Source organism: Sorangium sp. So ce590 (assembly GCF_051521365.1).
GTDB lineage: Bacteria > Myxococcota_A > Polyangia > Polyangiales > Polyangiaceae > Sorangium.
Window position 1 is genome coordinate 5,076,497 of record NZ_CP150346.1, and the last position, 20,562, is coordinate 5,097,058.

At 71.8% G+C, this 20,562-nt stretch carries 17 protein-coding genes, 1 pseudogene and 2 riboswitches; of the genes and pseudogenes, 9 read left to right on the forward strand and 9 right to left on the reverse strand.

The genetic code is table 11. The features are described from left to right. Positions 1–230: 230 nt before the first annotated feature. The 7 genes from WMF28_RS19160 (at position 231) to WMF28_RS19190 (ending at position 9,834) form a co-directional block, all read left to right on the forward strand. Entirely contained in the window at positions 231–1,694 is a 1,464-nt protein-coding gene (locus tag WMF28_RS19160) for a hypothetical protein (protein WP_437603686.1), read from the forward strand. A 68-nt stretch (positions 1,695–1,762) separates the two neighbouring features. Further along, positions 1,763–2,746 carry a hypothetical protein gene (locus WMF28_RS19165; RefSeq protein WP_437603687.1) on the forward strand — a complete coding sequence of 328 codons (984 nt, stop codon included), beginning with the start codon at positions 1,763–1,765 and terminating at the stop codon, positions 2,744–2,746. A 137-nt stretch (positions 2,747–2,883) separates the two neighbouring features. Beyond that, positions 2,884–3,091: riboswitch (cobalamin riboswitch) on the forward strand. 257 nt (positions 3,092–3,348) lie between these two features. Beyond that, the gene (locus WMF28_RS19170) at positions 3,349–5,841 is read left to right on the forward strand and encodes a ribonucleoside-diphosphate reductase subunit alpha (RefSeq protein ID WP_437603688.1); all 2,493 of its coding nucleotides are present in this window, start codon (positions 3,349–3,351) and stop codon (positions 5,839–5,841) included. Further along, positions 5,838–6,857: a ribonucleotide-diphosphate reductase subunit beta gene (locus WMF28_RS19175; RefSeq protein WP_437603689.1), complete on the forward strand. Its 1,020-nt coding sequence runs from the start codon at positions 5,838–5,840 to the stop codon at positions 6,855–6,857. Before WMF28_RS19170 ends, WMF28_RS19175 begins: the two co-directional genes overlap by 4 nt. After that, complete coding sequence (locus WMF28_RS19180; protein ID WP_437493285.1) at positions 6,844–7,266, forward strand: acyl-CoA thioesterase; 423 nt, start codon at positions 6,844–6,846, stop codon at positions 7,264–7,266. The genes WMF28_RS19175 and WMF28_RS19180 overlap by 14 nt, the downstream gene beginning before the upstream one ends. 19 nt (positions 7,267–7,285) lie before the next feature. Next, the gene (metE, locus tag WMF28_RS19185) at positions 7,286–9,598 is read left to right on the forward strand and encodes a 5-methyltetrahydropteroyltriglutamate--homocysteine S-methyltransferase (RefSeq protein ID WP_437603690.1); all 2,313 of its coding nucleotides are present in this window, start codon (positions 7,286–7,288) and stop codon (positions 9,596–9,598) included. Further along, on the forward strand, positions 9,595–9,834 hold the full coding sequence (locus WMF28_RS19190) for a cysteine-rich CWC family protein (protein WP_437493289.1): 240 nt from the start codon (positions 9,595–9,597) through the stop codon (positions 9,832–9,834). Before metE ends, WMF28_RS19190 begins: the two co-directional genes overlap by 4 nt. A gap of 344 nt (positions 9,835–10,178) precedes the next feature. Here WMF28_RS19190 and WMF28_RS19195 read toward each other — a convergent pair whose 3' ends face one another. The 6 genes from WMF28_RS19195 to WMF28_RS19220 are packed head-to-tail and all read right to left on the reverse strand — an operon-like array spanning position 10,179 to position 16,970. After that, positions 10,179–10,760 (reverse strand): DUF7676 family protein, encoded by a 582-nt coding sequence (locus WMF28_RS19195; protein ID WP_437603691.1) that lies wholly within the window; start codon positions 10,758–10,760, stop codon positions 10,179–10,181. A gap of 54 nt (positions 10,761–10,814) precedes the next feature. Further along, entirely contained in the window at positions 10,815–11,804 is a 990-nt protein-coding gene (locus WMF28_RS19200; protein ID WP_437603692.1) for an ABC transporter substrate-binding protein, read from the reverse strand. After that, the gene (locus WMF28_RS19205) at positions 11,801–12,592 is read right to left on the reverse strand and encodes an ABC transporter ATP-binding protein (protein ID WP_437603693.1); all 792 of its coding nucleotides are present in this window, start codon (positions 12,590–12,592) and stop codon (positions 11,801–11,803) included. The genes WMF28_RS19200 and WMF28_RS19205 overlap by 4 nt, the downstream gene beginning before the upstream one ends. After that, on the reverse strand, positions 12,585–13,646 hold the full coding sequence (locus WMF28_RS19210) for a FecCD family ABC transporter permease (protein ID WP_437603694.1): 1,062 nt from the start codon (positions 13,644–13,646) through the stop codon (positions 12,585–12,587). Before WMF28_RS19210 ends, WMF28_RS19205 begins: the two co-directional genes overlap by 8 nt. Before the next feature lie 31 nt (positions 13,647–13,677). Then, positions 13,678–14,925 carry a hypothetical protein gene (locus WMF28_RS19215; RefSeq protein WP_437603695.1) on the reverse strand — a complete coding sequence of 416 codons (1,248 nt, stop codon included), beginning with the start codon at positions 14,923–14,925 and terminating at the stop codon, positions 13,678–13,680. After that, complete coding sequence (locus tag WMF28_RS19220; protein ID WP_437603696.1) at positions 14,919–16,970, reverse strand: TonB-dependent receptor domain-containing protein; 2,052 nt, start codon at positions 16,968–16,970, stop codon at positions 14,919–14,921. Before WMF28_RS19220 ends, WMF28_RS19215 begins: the two co-directional genes overlap by 7 nt. 171 nt (positions 16,971–17,141) lie before the next feature. Next, positions 17,142–17,368: riboswitch (cobalamin riboswitch) on the reverse strand. A gap of 259 nt (positions 17,369–17,627) precedes the next feature. On the opposite strand from WMF28_RS19220, the pseudogene WMF28_RS19225 reads away from it, so the two are divergent. Together WMF28_RS19225 and WMF28_RS19230 are read left to right on the forward strand one after the other, a co-directional pair. Then, positions 17,628–18,005 (forward strand): annotated as a pseudogene (locus WMF28_RS19225) (AMP-binding enzyme); the annotation flags it as partial. A 96-nt stretch (positions 18,006–18,101) separates the two neighbouring features. Continuing rightward, positions 18,102–18,248, forward strand: coding sequence for a hypothetical protein (locus tag WMF28_RS19230; protein WP_437603697.1), 147 nt, complete (start codon positions 18,102–18,104; stop codon positions 18,246–18,248). On the opposite strand, the gene WMF28_RS19235 is transcribed toward WMF28_RS19230, so the two are convergent. The 3 genes from WMF28_RS19235 to WMF28_RS19245 all read right to left on the reverse strand — a co-directional run bounded on the left by WMF28_RS19235 (position 18,226) and on the right by WMF28_RS19245 (position 20,529). Beyond that, complete coding sequence (locus WMF28_RS19235) at positions 18,226–18,681, reverse strand: TlpA family protein disulfide reductase (protein ID WP_437603698.1); 456 nt, start codon at positions 18,679–18,681, stop codon at positions 18,226–18,228. The two genes, WMF28_RS19230 and WMF28_RS19235, sit on opposite strands and share 23 nt — an antisense overlap. Then, positions 18,671–19,246 (reverse strand): peroxiredoxin, encoded by a 576-nt coding sequence (locus WMF28_RS19240; protein ID WP_437603699.1) that lies wholly within the window; start codon positions 19,244–19,246, stop codon positions 18,671–18,673. Before WMF28_RS19240 ends, WMF28_RS19235 begins: the two co-directional genes overlap by 11 nt. A 167-nt stretch (positions 19,247–19,413) precedes the next feature. Next, a complete protein-coding gene (locus WMF28_RS19245) occupies positions 19,414–20,529 on the reverse strand; it encodes a hypothetical protein (protein WP_437603700.1) in 1,116 nt (371 codons plus the stop codon). Positions 20,530–20,562 lie beyond the last annotated feature (33 nt).

Here is a 20,562-nt window from a genome sequence, read left to right on the forward strand (position 1 = left end):
CGTACCGAGCGCTCTGGCGTCGATCCGTGCGGAGCCGACGACGAGAGACGTCGCGCTGAGCCTTTCCGGTCGAGGATCAACACAACGTATCCCCCGTGCGCGTCGTCGCGCCGGAGCGCGATCACGCGCGCTTCGTCGCCCGATGGAGACAGCTCAGCTCTCGAGCGCGACAGGGGGGCGCAGGCACGCTCCTCTCCTGTTGCAGCAGAAGTAGAAAGGAAAGAGTCCCTATGCGCATTGTCGCGTCTTCCGTCACCGCAGCGCTCCTCCTGCTCTCACCGTCGGTGTTCGCTGACGCCTTCGACGAGTACGCGGGGAACACGTCGTATACGTTCGACCTTCCCGCCATCGCCGGCGGGTGGTCCGTGGCCCTGGATGGGTTCCCCACGACAGCCCAGGAGATCGATGGCTACGAGCTGGCCGGCCGGCTCCTCGCCGCCAACGATCAGACCGTGTACCTCCAGAAGAACTATGGTTCGAGCGCCTACGTGCCCGTCGCGACGCTGAGCGACGGGCCGATGGATCCGAGCTTCCTCGCCATCTCACCGGACGGCAGCACGATCGCGCTCGGGGTCGGGTACGGGGCGCCGCTGCTCGTGTTCCCGAGCTCCATCCTCAGCATCACCTCGCCGCCGGACCTGCTCAGCCACGTGGACGTGATCGAGCTCGACGTCGACTACTACGACCTGGCCTGGTACGGGAACGAGGCGCTCGTCATCAACGGCGGCTGGAGCGGCCCGGGCGGCTACACGAGCGGCGTCTATGCCCTCGATCTGACCGCGTCGCCGATCACGGAGATCCCGCTGATCACGAGCATCCCCGGCGCCTCCGCGGGGATCGCCGTGGACTCCGAGGGCAACCTCGTCACCGGGATCGGCCATCTGACCTCGCCCAACCGGACAGGAGAGCTCCGGATCTGGGCGGCGGCCGACGTCCAGGGCGTCATCAATGGCACGTGGAACGCCTACGCGTATGGCGGCAGCGAGGGCTCGCTCCTGGCGAGCAACGTGCTGAACGCGGCGGCGCTCGGCTTCGACGAGGACGACACCCTGCATGTGGGCGGCGGAGACGCGTTCGGCGTCGGCGGCGCGAGCGAGAACGGCTACGCCGCGCTCATCCGCGCCAGCGTCGTCGCGAGCGTCGTCGGGGGCAGCCAGACGCCGGTGAACGAGGCGAGCTCGTCGCAGTACCTCGAGCTCGCGCCGGACGTCTGCGAGGACGACAGCACGACCTCGCCCATCGCGTTCGTCGGCCACACGAGCGCCCTGGCGATCGTTTGGAACCCGTCGGGCGACGAGTACTCGTCCCCCGCGGGGCAGTGCTACTCGGCCGGAAGCGCCTCGGACTTCTGGGAAACCTGGGTGACGCCGAAGGTGACGCTGTACTTCCCCGACGGCGCGCCGGACTCCGACAGCGACGGCGTGCCCGACGGCGCGGACAACGCCTACCTCACCGCGAACTCGAACCAGCGCGACACCGACGGCGACGGCTTCGGGAACATCGCGGACGCGGATCTCGACAACGACGACGACGTGGACACGGACGATTACAACATCCTGATGGCGGCGTGGAACACCCAGCTGGGCAACTCCGGATACAACCAGCACGCCGACTTCAACGGGGATGGGAGCATCAACAGCACCGATTATAACATCCATTCCGCGCGCTACGGTACGTCGGCGCCGTTCTACTGATCAGCACGCGGGCCGCGCGACGCGTCGGGCGCGTTCCGACGCGTCGCGCGCCCGCCCTCGGAGGTCTCATGGTGTTTCGCATCGCGCGCGCGAGCGTGCTTCTGTCGGTTCTCACGATCATCGCCTGTTCCTCGGAGGACTCGCCGTCCGGGAGCGGGTCCGGGGGAATGGGAGGAACGGCCGCGCAGGGATTCGGCGGCGCGGCCGGTCAGGGAGGGGCCACCGGATCGGGCGGCGGGGCAACCACGTCGTCGAGCGACGCCGGGAGCGGCGCGGGCGGCGCGACGAGCACCGGCGGCTCGGGCGGCGCTGGGGGCGACGGCGGCGCTGGGGGTGCCGGGGGCGACGGCGGCACTGGCGGAGAGCACGCCACCGGCGGCGCAGGGGGTACAGGCGGGGCGGGCGGCGCTGGTGACGGCGGCGCTGGTGACGGCGGCGCTGGCGGCGGCGGCGCTGGCGGCGGCGGCGGCGGCGGCGGCGAGGGCTGCACGGGCGCGGAAACGGTGTTCGCCTCCGAGGTGGTAAGCCACCTCTTCGGGCCGGGCCAGACCTATGGGCAGGACAGATTCCCGGGCATCGCCTTCGGTCCTCCCAAGGGCGGGGGTTGCTGCGCTGGCTCGACCGACGTGGTGTCTCTCGGCAACGGCGGCACCGTCACCTTCGGCTTCTCGGGCAATCTCATCCTCGACAGGCCAGGACCGGACTTCATCGTCTTCGAGAACGCGTTCCAGACGGGCCCGACCACCGTGTTCGCCGAGCTCGCGACCGTGGAGGTGAGCCAGAACGGCGTCGACTGGATAGCCTTCCCGTGCACGGCCACGGCGGCCCCCTACGGCTCCTGCGCCGGCTGGCACCCCGTGCTCGCGAACCCCGACACGAGCTCCATCGATCCGACCGACCCCGAGGTCGCGGGCGGCGATGCATTCGACCTCGCCGATCTCGAGCTCAGCTTCGCGCGCTACGTGCGGATCACCGATCGGCCGGACTTGACCGGCGCAACGGGCATCTTCGATCTCGACGCCGTGGCGATCGTAAACGCGTCCTGCCCCTAGCTTTACCTCTGCTGCGGGAAGTCGGCCGGGAAGCGAACCGCAATGACGCCAAGGAACCAGGAAGCAGTAAGGAAAGCAGAACGGGGAAATGCCGGTCCACCCCCAACATCTCGCTTGACCGGAGGCCCGCACCACAATATGTAGTGCCTCGTGTTGGTGCCTCGGGCTTCGGTCCGGGGCTCAAAAGGGAACCCGGTGCGAATCCGGGGCTGCCCCGCAGCGGTAAGCGAGAACGATCTCCACGACGAGCACTGGCCTCCGGGCTGGGAAGCGGTGGACCGTAGGAACCCGGCGAGAGCCGGAGCGCTCGCAAGTCCGAAGACCTGCCAACATCCTGCGTCGGGGAGACATCCCGCGCCGGTTTGACCTGGAAGCCTCGTGGGAGGGCGGTAGGTCCGAGCTGGCGCCGACTCTCGCGCTTGTCCCGGTTCCGACCCCCTCCCGCGTCGTCTTCCTTTCGCCCGCGGGGGCGAGCGGTCGGTCCGAAGGCTCTCTCCTGAAGAGCACGCGCCCCGTGCGCATCGGCTGGCTTCTTCGCTCTCGCGGCATCGACGCGAGCGGTCCGGGACCGCTCCGAACGAAGCACGACGAGGAGGATTGCCATGCTGAGCGATACGTCGATGAGGAGCAACGGCGCGGCGCCGTTGCGCGCGCTCCACACGCCCCACACGAGCACCCGCGGCGCCGAGGACGCACTCCCACACACGACGATGCGGGTGAAGAAGAGGAACGGATCGAGCGAGCCTGTCGACGTCAACAAGATCGTCCGGGCCGTGAGCCGCTCTTGCGCCGGCCTGTCCGACGTGGACGCGCTCCGCGTCGCGACAAAGACCATCAGCGGCCTCTACGACGGCGCGACGACGCGCGAGCTCGATCAGCTCTCCATCCAGACGGCGGCCTCGCTCATCGCCGATGAGCCCCAGTACGCGAAGCTCGCGGCGCGCCTGCTCGCCACCTATATCGACAAGGAGGTCCGCAACCAGGAGATCCACGCCTTCTCGCAGTCCATCGCCGTCGGGCGGCGGCTCGGCCTCATCAACGAGCGACTCCACGGCTTCGTGGCGCAGAACGCCCGCAAGCTGAACGACGCCATCGAGCCGGGGCGGGACAACGAGCTCGAGTACTTCGGCCTGCGGACCCTCTACGATCGCTATCTGCTCAAGCACCCCGAGACGCGCCTCGTCGTCGAGACGCCGCAGCAGTTCTTCCTGCGCATCGCGTGCGCGCTGTCCGAGACGGCGGCGCAGGCCATCGAGCTCTACCGGCTCTTCTCGTCGCTCGACTACCTCCCGAGCTCGCCCACGATGTTCAACGCGGGCACGGGCCACGAGCAGCTCTCGAGCTGCTTCTTGCTCGACTCGCCGGAGGACCACCTCGAGACCATCTACCAGCGCTACACCGACGTCGCGATGCTCTCGAAGTTCTCGGGCGGCATCGGGCTCGCCTACCACCGCGTGCGGTCGCGCGGCTCGCTCATCGAGAGCACCAACGGGCACTCCAGCGGCATCGTGCCGTGGCTCAAGACGCTCGACGCGTCGGTGGCGGCCGTGAACCAGGGCGGCAAGCGCAAGGGCGCCTGCTGCGTCTACCTCGAGCCGTGGCACGCCGACGTCGAGGAGTTCCTCGCGCTGCGCGACAACACGGGCGACGAGGCCGCGCGCACGCACAACCTGAACCTCGCGAGCTGGGTGCCGGACCTCTTCATGAAGCGGGTCGAGGCCGACGGCGAATGGAGCCTGTTCGATCCCAAGGACGTGCGCGATCTGCCCGATCTCTACGGAGACGAGTTCGAGCGCCGTTATGCCGAGGCCGAGGCGGCGGGCCTCGCCAGGAAGACGATGAAGGCGCGCGAGCTCTACGCGCGGATGATGCGCACGCTCGCGCAGACCGGCAACGGCTGGATGACGTTCAAGGACAAGTCGAACCGCGCGTGCAACCAGACGGCGCTGCCGGGCCGCACCGTCCACCTCTCGAACCTGTGCACCGAGATCCTGGAGGTGACCTCGAAGGAGGAGTCGGCCGTCTGCAACCTGGGCTCGATCAACCTCGCGCGCCACACGGCCCTGCGGGAAGACGGCGCGGTCGCGTTCGACCTCGAGAAGCTCGCGCGTACGGTGCAGAGCGCGATCCGCCAGCTCGACCGCGTCATCGACCTCAACTACTATCCCATCGCCTCGACCCAGCGCTCGAACCTCCGCTGGCGGCCGGTGGGGCTCGGGCTGATGGGGCTGCAAGACGTGTTCTTCCAGATGCGTCTGCCCTTCGACGCCCCGGCCGCGCGCGACCTCTCGCGGCGGATCTCGGAGGAGGTGTACTATCACGCGCTCTCGACGTCCGCGGACCTCGCGGCCGAGAAGGGGCCCCACCCGTCGTTCGACGAGACGCGCGCCGCGCGCGGAGAGCTCCAGTTCGACGCGTGGGACTCCGTCCCGGAGGACACGGCGCGCTGGGAGGCGCTCCGCGCCCGCGTCCGCGCCGAGGGGCTGCGGAACTCGCTGCTCGTCGCCATCGCGCCGACCGCGACGATCGCGTCGATCGCGGGCTGCTGCGAGTGCATCGAGCCGCAGGTGTCGAACCTCTTCAAGCGCGAGACGCTCTCGGGGGATTTCCTGCAGATGAACCGCTACCTGGTCGCGGAGCTCAAGCGGCACGGCGCCTGGAACGACGCCGTGCGCGCGCGGCTCAAGCTCGCGGAGGGCTCGGCCCAGGGCCTCGACGAGCTGCCGGAGGAGGTCCGCGCCGTGTACCGGACGGCGTGGGAGATCCCGATGCGCTCGCTCATCGACATGGCCGCGGATCGCGGCGCCTTCATCGATCAGAGCCAGTCGCTGAACCTCTTCGTCGAGACCCCCACCATCGGTCAGCTGTCGAGCATGTACTTCCACGCATGGAAGAAGGGCCTCAAGACGACCTACTACCTGCGATCGCGCCCCGCGACGCGCATCACCAAGGCCACCGTGGACGCGGCGCCGGACCGGACGCCCGGGGGCGGCGCCGAGCCGCACCCCGAGCGCGGGTGGGTGCCCGCGGCGAAGGCGGCCGCGGACGTGGCGTGCGCGCTCGAGAACCCCGAAGCGTGCGAGGCCTGCCAATGAGCCGCCTGAGCCGCCCCGCGCGCCTCCTGGATTCGGGCCACTGCCTCACCCTGCGCCCGATGGCCTATCCGGTCTTCTTCGAGATGTACCGCGCCGCCATCAGGAACACGTGGACCGTGGAGGAGGTCGACTTCTCGACGGACGTGGGCGACCTGCGGAAGATGACCGGCGCGGAGCGGCACCTCGTCCAGCGCCTCGTCGCGTTCTTCGCCACGGGTGACTCCATCGTGGCGAACAACCTCGTGCTCAACCTGTACAGGCACATCAACGCCCCGGAGGCGCGGATGTACCTGTCGCGGCAGCTCTATGAAGAGGCGTTGCACGTCCAGTTCTACCTGACGCTCCTCGACACGTACATCCCCGATCCGGAGGACCGTCACCGCGCCTTCGCGGCCGTCGAGAGCATCCCATCGATCCGGGCGAAGGCCGATTTCTGCATGCGATGGATCGATTCCATCGAGTCGCTCGGGCGGCTGGACTCGCGCGCCGCGAGGCGGCAGTTCCTCCTCAACGTCATCTGCTTCGCCGCGTGCGTCGAGGGGCTCTTCTTCTTCGGCGCGTTCGCGTACGTGTACTTCCTGCGCTCGCGCGGCCTGCTCCACGGGCTCGCCGCGGGGACGAGCTGGGTCTTCCGCGACGAGAGCGCGCACATGCGCTTCGCGTTCGAGGTCGTGAGCACGGTGCGGCGCGAGGAGCCCGACCTCTTCGACGCCGGCCTCTCGCGGTCGATCGCCGACATGATGGATGAGGCGATCGACTGCGAGGCACGGTTCGCGGAGGATCTCCTCGGCGCCGGCGTCGCGGGCATGTCGGCGCGCGACGTGCGCCGCTACCTCGAGTTCTGCGCCGACCAGCGGCTCGTCACGCTCGGCATGCCGAAGCGCTACGGGGCGAAGAACCCGTTCTCCTTCATGGACCTGCAGGATGTCCAGGAGGTCACGAATTTCTTCGAGCGCCGCGTGTCGGCCTATCAGGTCGGCGTCTCCGGGGAGGTCGTCCTCGATGCCTCCTTCTGAGATCGAGCGCATCGAGGCCGGGCTCATCACCGAGGCTCGGCTCGTCGAGATGGTCTTTCCCGGGCAGACGAACCATTACGGGACGCTGTTCGGCGGACAGGCGCTCGCCCTCATGGATAAGGCGGCCTTCATCCTCGCCTCGCGCTACGCGCGCCGCGCGGTGGTGACCGCGAGCAGCGAGAAGGTCGACTTCCATGTGCCTGTGCGGCAGGGTCAGCTCGTCGAGCTCGTGGCGAGCATCGCCGCCACCGGGCGCTCCTCCATGACCGTGGAGGTTGGCCTCTACGCCGAGGATCTGATCAGCGGAGATCGGCAGCTCGCCACCCGCGGCCGCTTCGTCCTCGTCGCGCTCGACACGCACGGGAAGCCGACGAGCGTCCCACCGTTCCGATCGATCGCACAATCCTGAAAAGGAGAAAGGGACTCCCATGTCCGTGCTCGCAACGTGTCTAGGTTATCCGCGTTTCGGCATCGCTCGAGAGCTGAAGAAAGCGCTCGAGAGCCACTGGTCGAAGAGCTCGCCGGCGAGCGAGCTCGAGGCGACGGCGTCGACGCTCCGTCGCCGGCACTGGTCGGCGATGAGGTCGCTGGGCATCGATCAGATCCCGAGCAACGACTTCTCGCTCTACGACCACATGCTCGACATGACGGTCGCTGTCGGCGCGGTGCCGGCGCGTTATCGCGCCATCCCCGATCCTCTCGTTCGTTACTTCGCGATGGCGCGGGGTCTCCAGGACCGCGCCGCGGGCGTCGACGTCGCCGCCCTGGAGATGACGAAGTGGTTCGACACGAACTACCATTACATCGTCCCCGAGCTCGATCCTGGTCAGCAGTTCGAGCTCGAAGCGTCGAAGATCGTGGGCGAGCTCGAGGAGGCGCGCGCGCTCGGCGTCGAGACCCGCCCCGTGGTGGTCGGACCGGTCACGTTCCTGCTCCTCTCCAAGCTCGCGCCGGGGTCGCCGGCCGGCGCCAGCCCCCTCGATCTCCTGGATCGGCTGCTCCCGGTCTACGAGGCGCTGCTCGGGACGCTCGCGGAGCGGAACGTCGCGTGGGTCCAGATCGACGAGCCGTGCCTCGTGCTGGACCTGGACGCGCGCGCTCGGGACGCCTGCCAGAGGGCGTTCGCCCGGCTCGCCGCGTGCGCGCGGCGACCGCGCGTCCTCCTCGCGACGTACTTCGGCGCGCTCGGCGAGAACCTCGCGCTCGCCGCGGGGTCGGGCTTCGATGCGCTCCACGTGGACCTGTTGCGCGCGCCGGAGCAGCTCGACGCCGCGCTCGCGGCGCTCCCGCCGTCGATGTCCCTCTCCGCGGGCGTGGTCGACGGCCGGAACATCTGGCGCACCGATCTCGACGCCGCGCACCGGCGGATCCGACGCGCGGTCACGGCGCTCGGGCCGGACAGGGTCTTCGTGGCGCCCTCGTGCTCGCTGCTCCACGTGCCCGCCGACCTCTCCGTCGAGAAGAAGCTGGACGCGGAGCTGCTCCGCTGGATGGCCTTCGCCGCGCAGAAGCTCGCCGAGCTCCGCGCGCTCGCCGACGCCGCCGCGACGAGCTCGCCCAGCTCGGCGGCCTTCGACGAAGCGCGGAGCGCGCTCGCCGCGCGGCGCGCCTCGCAGCGGACCCGGAACCCGGGGGTCCGCGCGCGGGTCGACGCAGTGAACGATGGGATGCTGCGCCGGGCGTCGCCGTTCGCCGAGCGGGCGGCGAAGCAGCGCGCGCGCTTCGGCCTCCCGGCGTTCCCCACGACGACGATCGGCTCGTTCCCTCAGACAGGCGACGTCCGCGGCGCTCGCGCCGCGCTGCGCGCTGGTCGGATGACGTCGGAGCAGTACGAGCGATTCCTGAAGGACGAGACGCAGCGCTGCGTGAAGAGGCAAGAGGCTATCGGGCTCGATGTCCTCGTACACGGCGAGTTCGAGCGCAACGACATGGTGGAGTACTTCGGCGAGCAGCTCGCCGGCTTCGCGTTCACCGAGAACGGGTGGGTCCAGAGCTATGGTTCGAGGTGCGTGAAGCCGCCCGTGCTCTTCGGGGACGTGTCGCGCCCTTCCGCGATGACCGTCCCGTGGTCCACGTTCGCGCAGTCGCTCACGGCGAGGCCCATGAAGGGCATGCTCACGGGGCCCGTCACGATCCTCCAGTGGTCCTTCGTGCGCGACGATCAGCCCCGCAGCGAGACGTGCGCGCAGATCGCGCTGGCGCTCCGGGACGAGGTGGCCGACCTCGAGGCCGCCGGCATCGCGATGATCCAGGTGGATGAACCGGCCATCCGCGAGGGGCTGCCCCTCTGCCGCGACGCCTGGGGAGCCTACCTGCGATGGGCCGTGGACGCGTTCCGGCTCGCCACGAGCGGAGTCCGCGACGAGACCCAGATCCACACGCACATGTGCTACTCGGAGTTCGGCGACATCCTCGACTCCATCGCCGCGATGGATGCCGACGTGCTCTCCATCGAGACGTCGCGCTCCAGGATGGAGCTCCTCGCCGACTTCGCGCGCTTCCGCTATCCGAACGAGATCGGCCCGGGCGTCTACGACATCCATTCGCCGCGCGTGCCGACCCTCGACGAGATGGTCAATCTGCTCGAGGTCGCAGCGCGCGTGCTGCCCGGCCATCAGCTCTGGGTGAACCCGGACTGCGGGCTCAAGACCCGCGGCTGGGAAGAGGTCGAGGCGGCCCTGGTCAACATGGTGGAGGCGGCGCGGCTCGCTCGACAGCGGCTCGCCGGCGTGACGACGTGACGGGTGCCGACATCGATACGTCGCGGTGTCCGCTCTGCGACGAGGCCAATGCGTGCGGGGTGGCCGGGGGGGCGCCGACATGCTGGTGCTTCGAGGTGTCGATACCCGCAGCGGTGCTCGATCGGGTCCCCCAGGAGGCGCGGGGCGTCGCGTGCGTGTGCAGGGCGTGCGCGACGGGGCGGAGGGATCCGGCCAGGACGACTGAGCTGATCGGCCGGCTGTTGCGGGGCCGGTGACGCGCCTCCGGTCCGCCGCCGGAGGGCCGGGGTCGCTCCTCGACCGAGGATCTGACCTCCCGCGCGCTGCGCCAGAGGTCGTCGACAGGCTCGCCCTCGTCAGCGCAGCCGAGGAACGCGACAGGGGGAAACCATCGCACCCGCGATCCACACCCATCGGGAGGTCATTTCAGCCCCTTTGCCCAGCCAGGCGGGCCGCGCCGTAACACACGGTCGAGCCTGGTAGCACGATCTTTCAAGATCGTGCTACCAGCCCAGCCGACGAGGCGCCGGCAGGCGAGCGGCGACAGAAAGGATGGATCCGGGGCCCCTCGCTCAGGCCGCCGGGCGAGCTGACGTTGCCGCTATCCGCACATCCGCGGGCGCCGAGGATCATCGACCGGCGCGGGCTCGGCCGGCACGCCCGCGAAGCGCGCGCGCAGGTCCATCCAGAGCGCGAGCCTCGACCAGTCGGGCTCCTTGACGGGCTTCATGCGCTCCTGGTCGAGCCACGGGTTCGGGAAGAACACCGTCATCATCTGCTCGTTCCGGCCGTTCCAGAGCCTCAATCCCCAGCTCCTCGGGCGCCCGTCCGCGTCGCGATCGCAGTAAAATGCGGCGCGCGCGCACTGCCGCCATCGCGCGAGCTCCGGCGGCGTGGGCCGCGCCTTCGTCCCCTTGTGGGCTCCGACGCAGAGGTGGAAGTGCCACGCGCCGGGCTCGTCCGGCCCGATCGTCAAGTAGCCGTCGAGGTAACCGACCCGGGGCTTGCTCGCGAACCGGAGCTCGAACACGGCGCCCTGGAGGCACGGGCCGAAATCGATGGCGCTCCAGTGGTCCTCGAACAGGACCCTCACCAGCTCACGATACGCCTCTTCCGCCGGCGGGACATCGAAGTACTCCGTCGTCGTTCCGTCGAGATTGCGCTCGGTCGAGCGCTCAGCCACGTCATCACTCATCTTGTCTTGTCCGATCTCCAGGGTGGCAGGGTTGCACACGAGCTACTCGCCGCCCCCGAGCGCAGGGGGAGCGCCATAGACGGCCGCTCGAACGATCCGGGCGGCGTCGAGCATGGCCGGCCCCGGATCGCCGAGGAGCGCGTCGTCGAGCTCGACGACGCCGCCGGCCGCGCTGCAGGCGCGGAGCCGATCGAGACCCGCCTGTCCGCACAGGACCCTTCGCATTCCGGCGTTCGTCACCAGGACATCGGGGTCGAGCGTCAGGATCTGCTCCGGCGTGTACTCCGGCCAGTCGCGGTGCGCGCTCGCGGCCGCGTCGACAAGCCCCGCCGAGGCGAGCACGTCGTGGTAGCTCGTGCCCGCCGTGCCTCCGAAGAGGCGACCGCCGTAGCCGCTCAGGTACATGCCGCGACGGCGCTGCGGAGGCTGGATATCGGCCGCCACCGCGGCCATGCCGTGCGCGAGGGCCGTCGCGAACCGCCGGCCGCGCTCGGGGTGGCCGACCAGCGCGGCGATCTCGTGCGCGTTGCGGACGAGGGCGGCGAGCCCGCGCATGGGGCCGAGGTCGTAGACGGTCAGGCCTGCCTCGCGCAGGCGCGCGATCGGGCGGGGGTCACCGTAACCGTTGAGGAGGATGAGATCCGGTCGCAACGCGAGGAGCGCCTCGATGTCGGCGATGTCCTCGACGCGGGCCTTGCCGGCGTACCGGTAGCCGCGCGGCGAGCGGCGCGCGCCGTACCCGGTGAACGCGACGATGCGATCGGGCTCGCAGAGCTCCACGAGCAGCGCGTCCGCCACCGAGCTCGCCGACGCGATCCTGCGGAAATCGAGGAGCGCCACGGCGGCTCCCGCATGATCTTCGAGCGCGGCCGGGTTCGCCTTCGCCGCGACGCCGCCGGGCGCGCGCGCGGCGGTGTCCTGCGGTCCGGACGGCGACCGCGGGTCGGAGGAGCGCGGCAGGGCGGCCGCGGCCGCCGACAGGGCGAGCGCGCCGGCGAGCGCGCCGTAGTTCATCCAGGCGACGGCGCTCATGACGGCGCTCCCCCGCCGAGGGCGTCCGGATCGACGGGCAGGCGGAAGCCGAGCGCGCCGCCTGGAACGAGCCGCACGTCGTAGATCGACTCCACGGCGCCCGGGCGGATGACGTCACGCGTCTCTCCCTGCTGCCGTATCCGGCCACGGTCCATGAGCACGGCGGCGTCGGTCCAGTCGAGCGCCTCCGCGAGGGGGTGGAGCACCACGACGACGCCGTATCCGTCGGCCGCGAGACGCCGGAGCAGCGCGTAGAGGCGAAGGGCGTGCCCGACGTCGAGCGCCGAGGTGGGCTCGTCGAGCAGGAGGATGCGGGCCTCCGTCGCGATCGCCCGCGCGAGGAGCACGCGCTGCCGCTCGCCGTGCGACAGCGCGGGGAACGGGCGGGAGGCGAGCGGCGCGGTGTCGGTCAGGCGCAAGGCGCGCGCGACGGCGTCCTCGTCGGCCGAGGCGGCGCGCACGCGCCCGATGTGGTGCGCATAGCGGCCCTGCGCCACGACGCTCGCGACCGTGAGCGGCGAGCGGAGCTCGGACTGCTGCGGGACGTACGCGGCGAGGCGCGCTCGCTCGTCCGCGCGGAGCCCGCGCGCGCGGCGCCCGCTCAGCCGGATGTCCCCCTCGAAGGGCACGACGCCGGCGAGCGCCTTGAGGAGCGAGGACTTGCCCGCCCCGTTCGGGCCGAGCACGGCGAGCACGCCGCCGAAGGGGGCCGTGAAGGACACGTCGTCGACGACCACGCGCCCTCCGCGTCGGACGCGCAGCCCGGACACGCCGATGGCCTCAGGCACGCTCCGCCTCCCGCTGCGAGCGCGCGAGCAGCACAAGGAAGACCGGCGCGCCGATGAGCCCTGTGATGACGCCGAGCGGCACCTCCCCGCGCGCGGGCAGGAGGCGCGCGACGAGATCGCACGAGGCGACGAAGACCGCGCCGCCCAGCGCCGCGATGGGGATCAGCCGCCGGTGGTCGACGCCAAGGAACGGCCGCAGCGCGTGCGGCACGAGCAGCCCGACGAAGGCGACGTTGCCGCCGAGCGCGACAGCGCCGGCGGTGAGCACCGCGATCCAGAGGATGCAGAAGCGGCGCACCAGGGGAACGTCCACGCCGAGCGACGTCGCCTCCTCCTCCCCGGAGAGGAGCAGATCGAGGGGCTTGCCCCAGAACCACGCGGCGACGACGCCGGTGAGCACGAGCGGGGCGGCCAGGGCGACGTGTCGCGGGCTCGCGCCCGACAGGCCGCCGAGCGCGAAGGCGACGACGGCGCGGCCGAGCTCCCACCGCTCCTGCGCGAGGCTCGTTGCGAGGCTCCCCAGGCTGAGGAACAGCGAGGAGAGGAGGAAGCCGACGAGGAGGATGCTCAGGAGATCCCCGGGCGCGCGCACCAGCACGAGCACGAGCCCCAGGCTGACGACAGCGCCGGCGAGGCAGCCGGCCGGGAGCACAAGATCGGGGGGTAACCCGCGGATCCAGCGCTCGGCGACCGCGAGCTCCATGACGAGGAGGGCGACCTTGCCGCCGAGCACCGCGCCCGCGGTCGTGCCGAGCACCGACGGGTCAGCGAGCGGGTTCCGGAAGAGGCCTTGCACCACGACGCCGCCGACGGCGAGCGCGGCGCCGACGAGGAGCGCCGCCCCGAGGCGCGCGGCGCGCAGGGTCAGCAGGGTCGCCCGGAGGCCCATATCGGAGAGGCTCGCCGTGCCGAGGACGAGCGAGGCCGCGGCGACCATCGCGAGCGCGGCGAGCAGGACGGCGTACACGAGGAGCACGCGGCCTCCCGGGTGCCGCGCCGCCGGCGCCTCGGGCGCGCTCGCGGCGCGCTCGATGTCGATTCCTTGCACGGTCATGTCACCCCCCCTCGCCCGCTGAAGCGGCGCATCAGAGCCCCCCGATGGATCGCGGCGGGAGCCCGATCGCGGTGTCGACGGTCACGTCCTCCAGCGGATCGAGCGCCCCGTTCGCCGTCACCTTCCAGCGCCGGAGCGTGCTCCTCTCCGCGTCGCTCAGCAGGCAGACGTCGCCGCATCCAGGCGAGCAATGCACGCCGCCGAAGGCGAAGGGCTGGGCCGCCTCGCCGAGCGGCGTGACATCGCCCGTGGCGACGTTCACCGAGAAGACGCTGTCGCCGGCGGACGCGTTGCCCCCGTAGGCCATCGCGAGGAGGACGTCCTCGGACGCGAAGGCGAGCGAGCGCTGGACCCCGGCGTCCAGCGCCCTGGCGACGCCGAGCCGCTTGAGCTCGCGGGGAGGGGCGGAGCGGGCGTCGTAGATCACGATGTCGCTCGTCGCCGGATCGAATTGCATCGTGTCCGCGTCGAAGCGGCTCGAGCAGGCGACGGCCAGCCGCTCGCCCGAGGGCGACACGGCGACGCGGCCGCAGCCGTGGAGCCCCTGGATGTCGACCGTCCACGCGACGGCGCGCTGCTCCGGCGAGACGCCCACGAAGCGCCCCTCCCCCACGTCCGAGAAGTCCGCCGCGAGCCGGCCGAGCGACACGACAACGTCGTCGCCGACGCGCGTCATCCCCGACGGGCGCGGCAGGAGCCCCGCTCGCTCCTCCGGCAGGGCGATGCGCCCCTCGATGGAGTACTTCGCCGTGTCGAGGACGAGGAGATCGCCGCCCTCGTCGAAAGGCTCGGCGCCCGGGGTCGGGTTGCTCCCGAAGCGCGAGACGAGCGCGCGCTCCGCGTCCACCTCGATGTAGTCATGCGGGTTGGACTCGAACCCCTGCCCGACCGGGAGCTGCGCGATGACCTCGGCGGTCTCGAGATCCATCCAGGTGAGCACGTTCGTGCCGTACCGATCGATCAGGACGACGCGGCCGGACGGCGGCGCCGTCGCCGGGACGTCCACGTCGCCGGACAGCGCGAGGCTGAGCCCCGGCTTCGCCGCGCCGCTCGACACGAACGAGGGCGAGAGGGTGGTCCCGTCGAGCCTCGACACAACGATGTTCGTCGACTGGTAGTCGCTCGTCACGATGACGACGCCGCGCTCGCACGCGCGCGGCGCGCCCGGATCGCCTCCACGGCCGTCTGGAACGCCGCCCGTCGACGGCGGCGGCGGCTCCACGTTGCACCCGAGGAGCGGGATCGAGGCGGCGACCGCGAAGAGGCTGAGCTTCACCATGTGGACTCCAGTGCGAAAAACACGCTCCGTCCCGGGAGCGGATACCCGACGACGTCCGTGCGCCGCCCGTCGAGGAGGTTCGCCAGGCGAGCTCTCGCCGCGAGGTGACCTCCGAGCCACGTCGTCTCCGCCTCGAGGTCGACGGTCGCTTGCTCCGCGATCACGCCGAGGCCGGCGGGGTCGGCGTATCGGCTCGACTGGTACACGGCCCGGAGCTCGCCGGAGGCGCCCGAGAACACGGCGCCGCCCGCGGGCTTCCACGCGGCGTGGAGGCGCGGCGCGACGACGAGCCGGGAGCGGAACGGGAGGACGTCGTTGGCGATCGTCCGCTCCGGGGTCGTGTCCCGCGGCTCGAGGAGCGTCGCCGCGACCTCGGCGCGGAGGAACGCGGTGATCTCGACCCCCGTCAGGATCTCGGCGCCCAGGACGCGGGCGCGGCCGACGTTGTAGGGGGCCACGTAGCCCTGGCCCGTGCGCGCGTACGCGATGAGCCCGGAGGCGGCGCGTCCGAACACGAACGCGTCGACGTAGGCGCCGCGCAGCGCCGCGCCGCGCCGCGTCTGCGCCCGGACCCCGGCCTCGATCGTGACGCCGGACTCCGGCTCGAGCGCCGCGTTGCCGTGGACGACGCCCGAGACGCCGTACACCTCGCCGAGCGTCGGGACGCGGAGGTAGTGGCCGACGGTCGCGAGGACGCGGAGCCGGTCGCTCCCCGCCTCCACCCCGACACGCCCGGTCGGCGCGAGCACATCGCAAGGGCGCTCGGGGGCCGCGCCGGTGGCGTGGCACTCCCCGCTCGCGAGGGCGTGCAGCGCGAGCCCCTCGCCGAGGCGCACCTCCGCGCCGGCGGCGGCGCGCGCGAACGAGCGCCCCGCGCGGGCGAGCGGGATGTCGCCCGGCTCGCGCGAGATGCCCTCGCGCGCGACGGAGAGCATGGGTCGCACCCGGAGGCGATCGGAGAAGTAGAGCGTCGCCCCCAGCGTCTGCTCCAGGCGGCGGCCGGCGATGCGGAGCTCGCGCGCGTGGATCGCGAGCTCGAGGAGGGGATCGTGGATCTCGGAGCGCGCCTCGATGAACGAGGTGCGCGCCTCGAGCGTGTGCTCCGCCTCGCCTCCGAACGGGACCCGCGCCACGACGGACGCGAGCGCGCGCCGGGATTCCCCCCGCGCCCTCCGGGACGGCAGGAGCGCGAGCCGCGGCACGCCCTGCTCGCGGCCTGTGCCGTTCGCGATCACGTCGACGATCGCGCCGCGGCCGAGATCGACGCGCGCGAGCGCCCATGCGTCGATCATGCGCACGTCGGCGTTCTGCCGGCGCTGGACGGTGTCGTCGCTCGCGTCGAAGAGCGTGCCGCGATCGTCGACGAACGCGTAGCGGTTCGTCGCGGCCTCCGCGCTCACCCCGACGATCGAGCTCACCGGGCCCGCGCTGACGCCGGCGAAGGCCCACCCGCGCCAGGCGCCGAACGAGCCTGTCATCGCGCCCGCGCCGGCCATCGTCCGGGAAGGCCGCCGAGGCTCGAAGAAGATCGCGCCGCCCGGCCCGAGGCGATCGGCCTCGATGGGGGCGTTGCCGCGGTAGATCTCGACACGCTCGATGAGCCAGAGGGGCACGAGCGAGAGATCCGCCGTCCCCGCGACGTCGTCGTTCAGGCGGACACCGGCGAGGTACACGGGCGTCTGCGCGGCGGTCGCGCCCCGGATCGCGGCGGTCGCCGGTCCGCCGAAGCCGCCCGACTCGGTCACCTGGACGCCCGGCTGCGTGCGGAGCACGTCCGCGGCTTCGAGCCCCGCGCCGCCGAGGCGATCACGGCGCAGCACGGATCCCGCGACGGACCTGTCCCGGGGCGGCGCGGGCGCGAGCGCGCGCTCCCCCTCGACGCGCACCTCCAGCGGCGCCGGCGCTGCGGCAGCGCGATCGCCGCCCGGATCGCCCCCTGACCTGCGCAGCTCCTCCGCGAGGGCGGCCGGCGCGACCGCCACGGCGCCGCCGGCAGCGAGCACGAGCCAGCACCCTGCGCCGTCGCTCCAGCGACGACGCGCCACACGATCCGATGGATGAACCATTCACGCCCGCCTGCCCGCGTCGACCCAGCACTGCTCGGGTGAGAGCCAGGCGAGGGGGCTGCGTGACGGGCTACGGCACCGCGCGTGAGCGGGGTGGTCCAGAGCCTGCGCGCCTTCCCCTCGAAGGCTCAGGTCAGCGCGCGCCGGAGCACCGGCACGCGCACCTCGGCAGGTCTTCGGACTCACGGGCGCCGCGGCCGTCGCCGGTCGCTTTCCTACTGATCACCGCTTCCCAGGCCGCTCATGCGCTTGGCCCAGTGCTTGATGGTGATGGTCGTTCCCGTTCACCGCTGCGGGGGCAGTCCCGGATTCACACCGGGTTCCCTTTTCAGCTCGCCAGGCATGGCCGGGCGAGCACCGATGGCGGGGCGACTCCTGCCAGACTCCTCATGGAATGTCAACACAGAAGCGCCCGCCCAGCGCAGCCCGTTGGCAGGCAGGCCACAGGGAGGGCACCCCGGACCAGCACCACGGATCCTTGACAGTTGTCAACGTGTCATGAGTTACTTGAACCTGATTTTCGTTATCAGATAATCGGTTGAGCAGCGGCCCGCGACTTCACGTCCAGAGCCCGATGAATCGAGCCCACGCGGCTCTCGAAGCCCATCGGAGCGGGATGTGACGACGTACCTATTCGTGCGGCGGACGCCGGCGGGCTACCTGGTCGTCGAGGGCCGCGCCAAGGATCAGATCAACCGCGGCGGCGAGAAGATCGCGGCCGAGGAGGTCGAGAACCACGTCCTCGCCCACCCGGCGGTGCGCGACGCGGCGCTCGTCGCCATGCCGGACGAGCGCCTCGGCGAGCGATCGTGCGCGTTCCTCGTGCCCCGCGGGCAGCCGCCGGCCGCGCGCGAGATCAACGCCTTCCTGCGCGAGCGCGGCGTCGCTCAGTACAAGGTGCCCGATCGCATCGAGTGGCTCGACGCGCTCCCCACGACGAGCGTCGGCAAGGTGGACAAGAAGGCGCTCCGCCAGTGGATCGAAGGCCGGCTCGCGCAGGGCGCCCAACGCTGAAGCGCGGCGCGGGCAGGGGCAGCGCGGCGACCACGCCTCTCGCGCCTCGCCCGAGCCGCCGAGATGAAACGCGGATCACGTGAGAGAGGAACAACCATGGCCATCCCCAGCATCCAGACCTATTCCATGCCACGCGTCGACGAGCTCCCGGAGAGCCGGGTGGCCCTCGACCTGGCGAGCCGCGCCGGGCCGGCGCTTGTCGCGCGTCCGGCCGGGCCGCTCAGCCGCCCTCCCCGGCCGTGAGCTGCGCGAGCGTGCGCTCCAGGTGCGACAGCCCTGCGGCGCCCGCGGATCGCGCCCTCAGCTTCCCCTCGCCGTCGAACAGGAAGTACGCGGGCCAGAGGCCGCCCGTCTGGAAGCGGTCGCCGATCGCGTGCGCGTTGTCGATGGCGACCGGCTCGTCCATGCCGGTCTCCTCCACGACGGCCTCCACCTGATCGACGCGCGTGTCGGACTCCTGGCGCGGCATGTGGACCGAGACGAAGCGGACGCCGCGGGGCCCGTACTTCTCCTTCCACGCGCGCAGGGTCGGCAGGTTGTCCTTGCAGAGCGAGCACGACACCGCCCAGAAATGCACGACGGCCGGCGCGCCCTTCAGCGACGCGGGCGTGGGCTCGCCGTGCAGCCAGCGCGTCGCGCCCTCGAACGAGGGCATCGGCGCGCCGCTAGGCAGCACGGCGCCGCTCCGCCGCGATCTCGATCGTGTCCTTGCCCGGCTTCCAGTCGGACGGGCACAGGCCGCCGGTCTGGAGCGCCGCGAGCACACGGAGCGTCTCGTCGGTCGAGCGGCCGATGTTGAGCGAGTGGATCACGGCGTACTGGAGCAGGCCCTTGGGATCGATGATGAAGAGCCCGCGCAGCGCCGCGTGGACGCCCTCGATGAGGACGCCGTACTTGCGCGCCACCTCGCCCGAGTGGTCGGCGGCGATCGGGTAGTTCACGCCCGCGATGCCGTTCTGCTCCCGGGGCATCATCGCCCAGGCCCGGTGGGTGTAGATCGTGTCGGTCGAGCAGCCGAGGAGGCTCGCGCCGAGCTGATCGAATTCGGCTCGCCGGTCGGCCAGCGCGAGGATCTCGGTCGGACAGACGAAGGTGAAGTCCATCGGATAGAAGAAGAACAGGAGCCACCGGCCGCTGTGATCCGACAGGGAGATCGAGAGATCGCTGCGGTTCGGGGCGGCGGGATCGAACGCGGGGAGCGTGAACTCGGGGGCGGGCTCACCCACTCTGGCGATGGACATGATTCCTCCGTGGGCCTCGTCGAGCACGGGCTCGATCGGCCGGTGCGCTGGCGATTGCGTCGTGCGTGCGTCGAACGATGGTGTCGACGCGGAGGTCGTTGTGCCGGGGCCCACGGCGTCAACTGCGGCGCGACGGGCGGCGCGGCGGGCCGGCGGCCCGAGCGCGCTCACGGCCCGGGCGGCGGGAGCGACGCGTCGGCCGGCGCGACGCCGGCGGCGACCGCGGGGTAGCGCTGGCCGTCGCCCGCCCCGGCCGCCTGCGTGACGAACAGCAGCGAGAACCCGGGGTAGGCGGCCACGCAGGGCGCGCGCGGCGCGAGCGCGGACGACGCGCCGAACACCGGCGCCGCCGCGCGCTGGAGCGGTCCGTCGGGACCGAAGCGGGCCGCGAGGCCGATCGCGGATCGCCCCGCGCTGTCGCGGCCCGCGTAGTAGACGCGCAGGCTCGGGCGGCCCGTGGCCGAGACGGCGAGCACCGGGGCGGGGTCAAAGACGGCGGCGCTGTCGAAGGGCTCGTCCTCGCTCACCGGCGCGAGCGCGGGGCCGTCGCCGACGCGCTCCCAGGCGAGGCCGTCGTCGCTGCGCGCCTCGCCCACGAACGAGGCGTCGCCGTCGCCCGCGACGACGTAGAACATCCGGAGCGAGCCGTCGGGCAGGCGGACCACGCCGGGGCTGCCGGGGACGGCGCCGCGCTCCCAGCCGCCGTCGCCGGACGCGAGCGGCGCGAGCACGGGCGATGGCGCACGCGCGAAGGCGACCCCGTCGGCGCTGCGCGCGAGGCCGATGCCGCCTTCCGCCGCGTAGTAGAGCCAGATCTCGCCGCCCACGAGGAGCGCCGAAGGGGCCGCCGCCACGCCGCCTTCCCAGGGCAGCTCCGGCGTGAGGACCGTCACGGCCGCTCGCCCGAACGAGCGGCCGTCCGCGGCGTCGTGGCGGACGATCGCGTTCGGCGGGGCCAGCGGGTCCGGCGGGGCGTCCTCGGGGCGGAGCGTGGCGGCGAAGAAGCCGGCGGCCGCGAGCGTGGCGGGGTCGCCGTCGAGATCGACAACGGACGCGTCGCGCGCGAAGCGCTCGTCGTCGTTCATCACGTGCGGGGCTGCCCTGGAGTTGCCCAGCTCTTCCTGATCGATCGCCCGGAACGGCCCGGCGAGGGAGCTCGGCAAGCGGCCCTCGTCGCTGTCCGACGGCAGCGTCGCGCAGGACGCGGCGAGCGACACGCACGACAGCAAGAGCGCGGGGACCGCGGTCGAACGGCGGACGAGCGGGTGAGGAGGCCCATGCATGGCGGCGGATGCTAGCGCGCGTCGCGATCACCG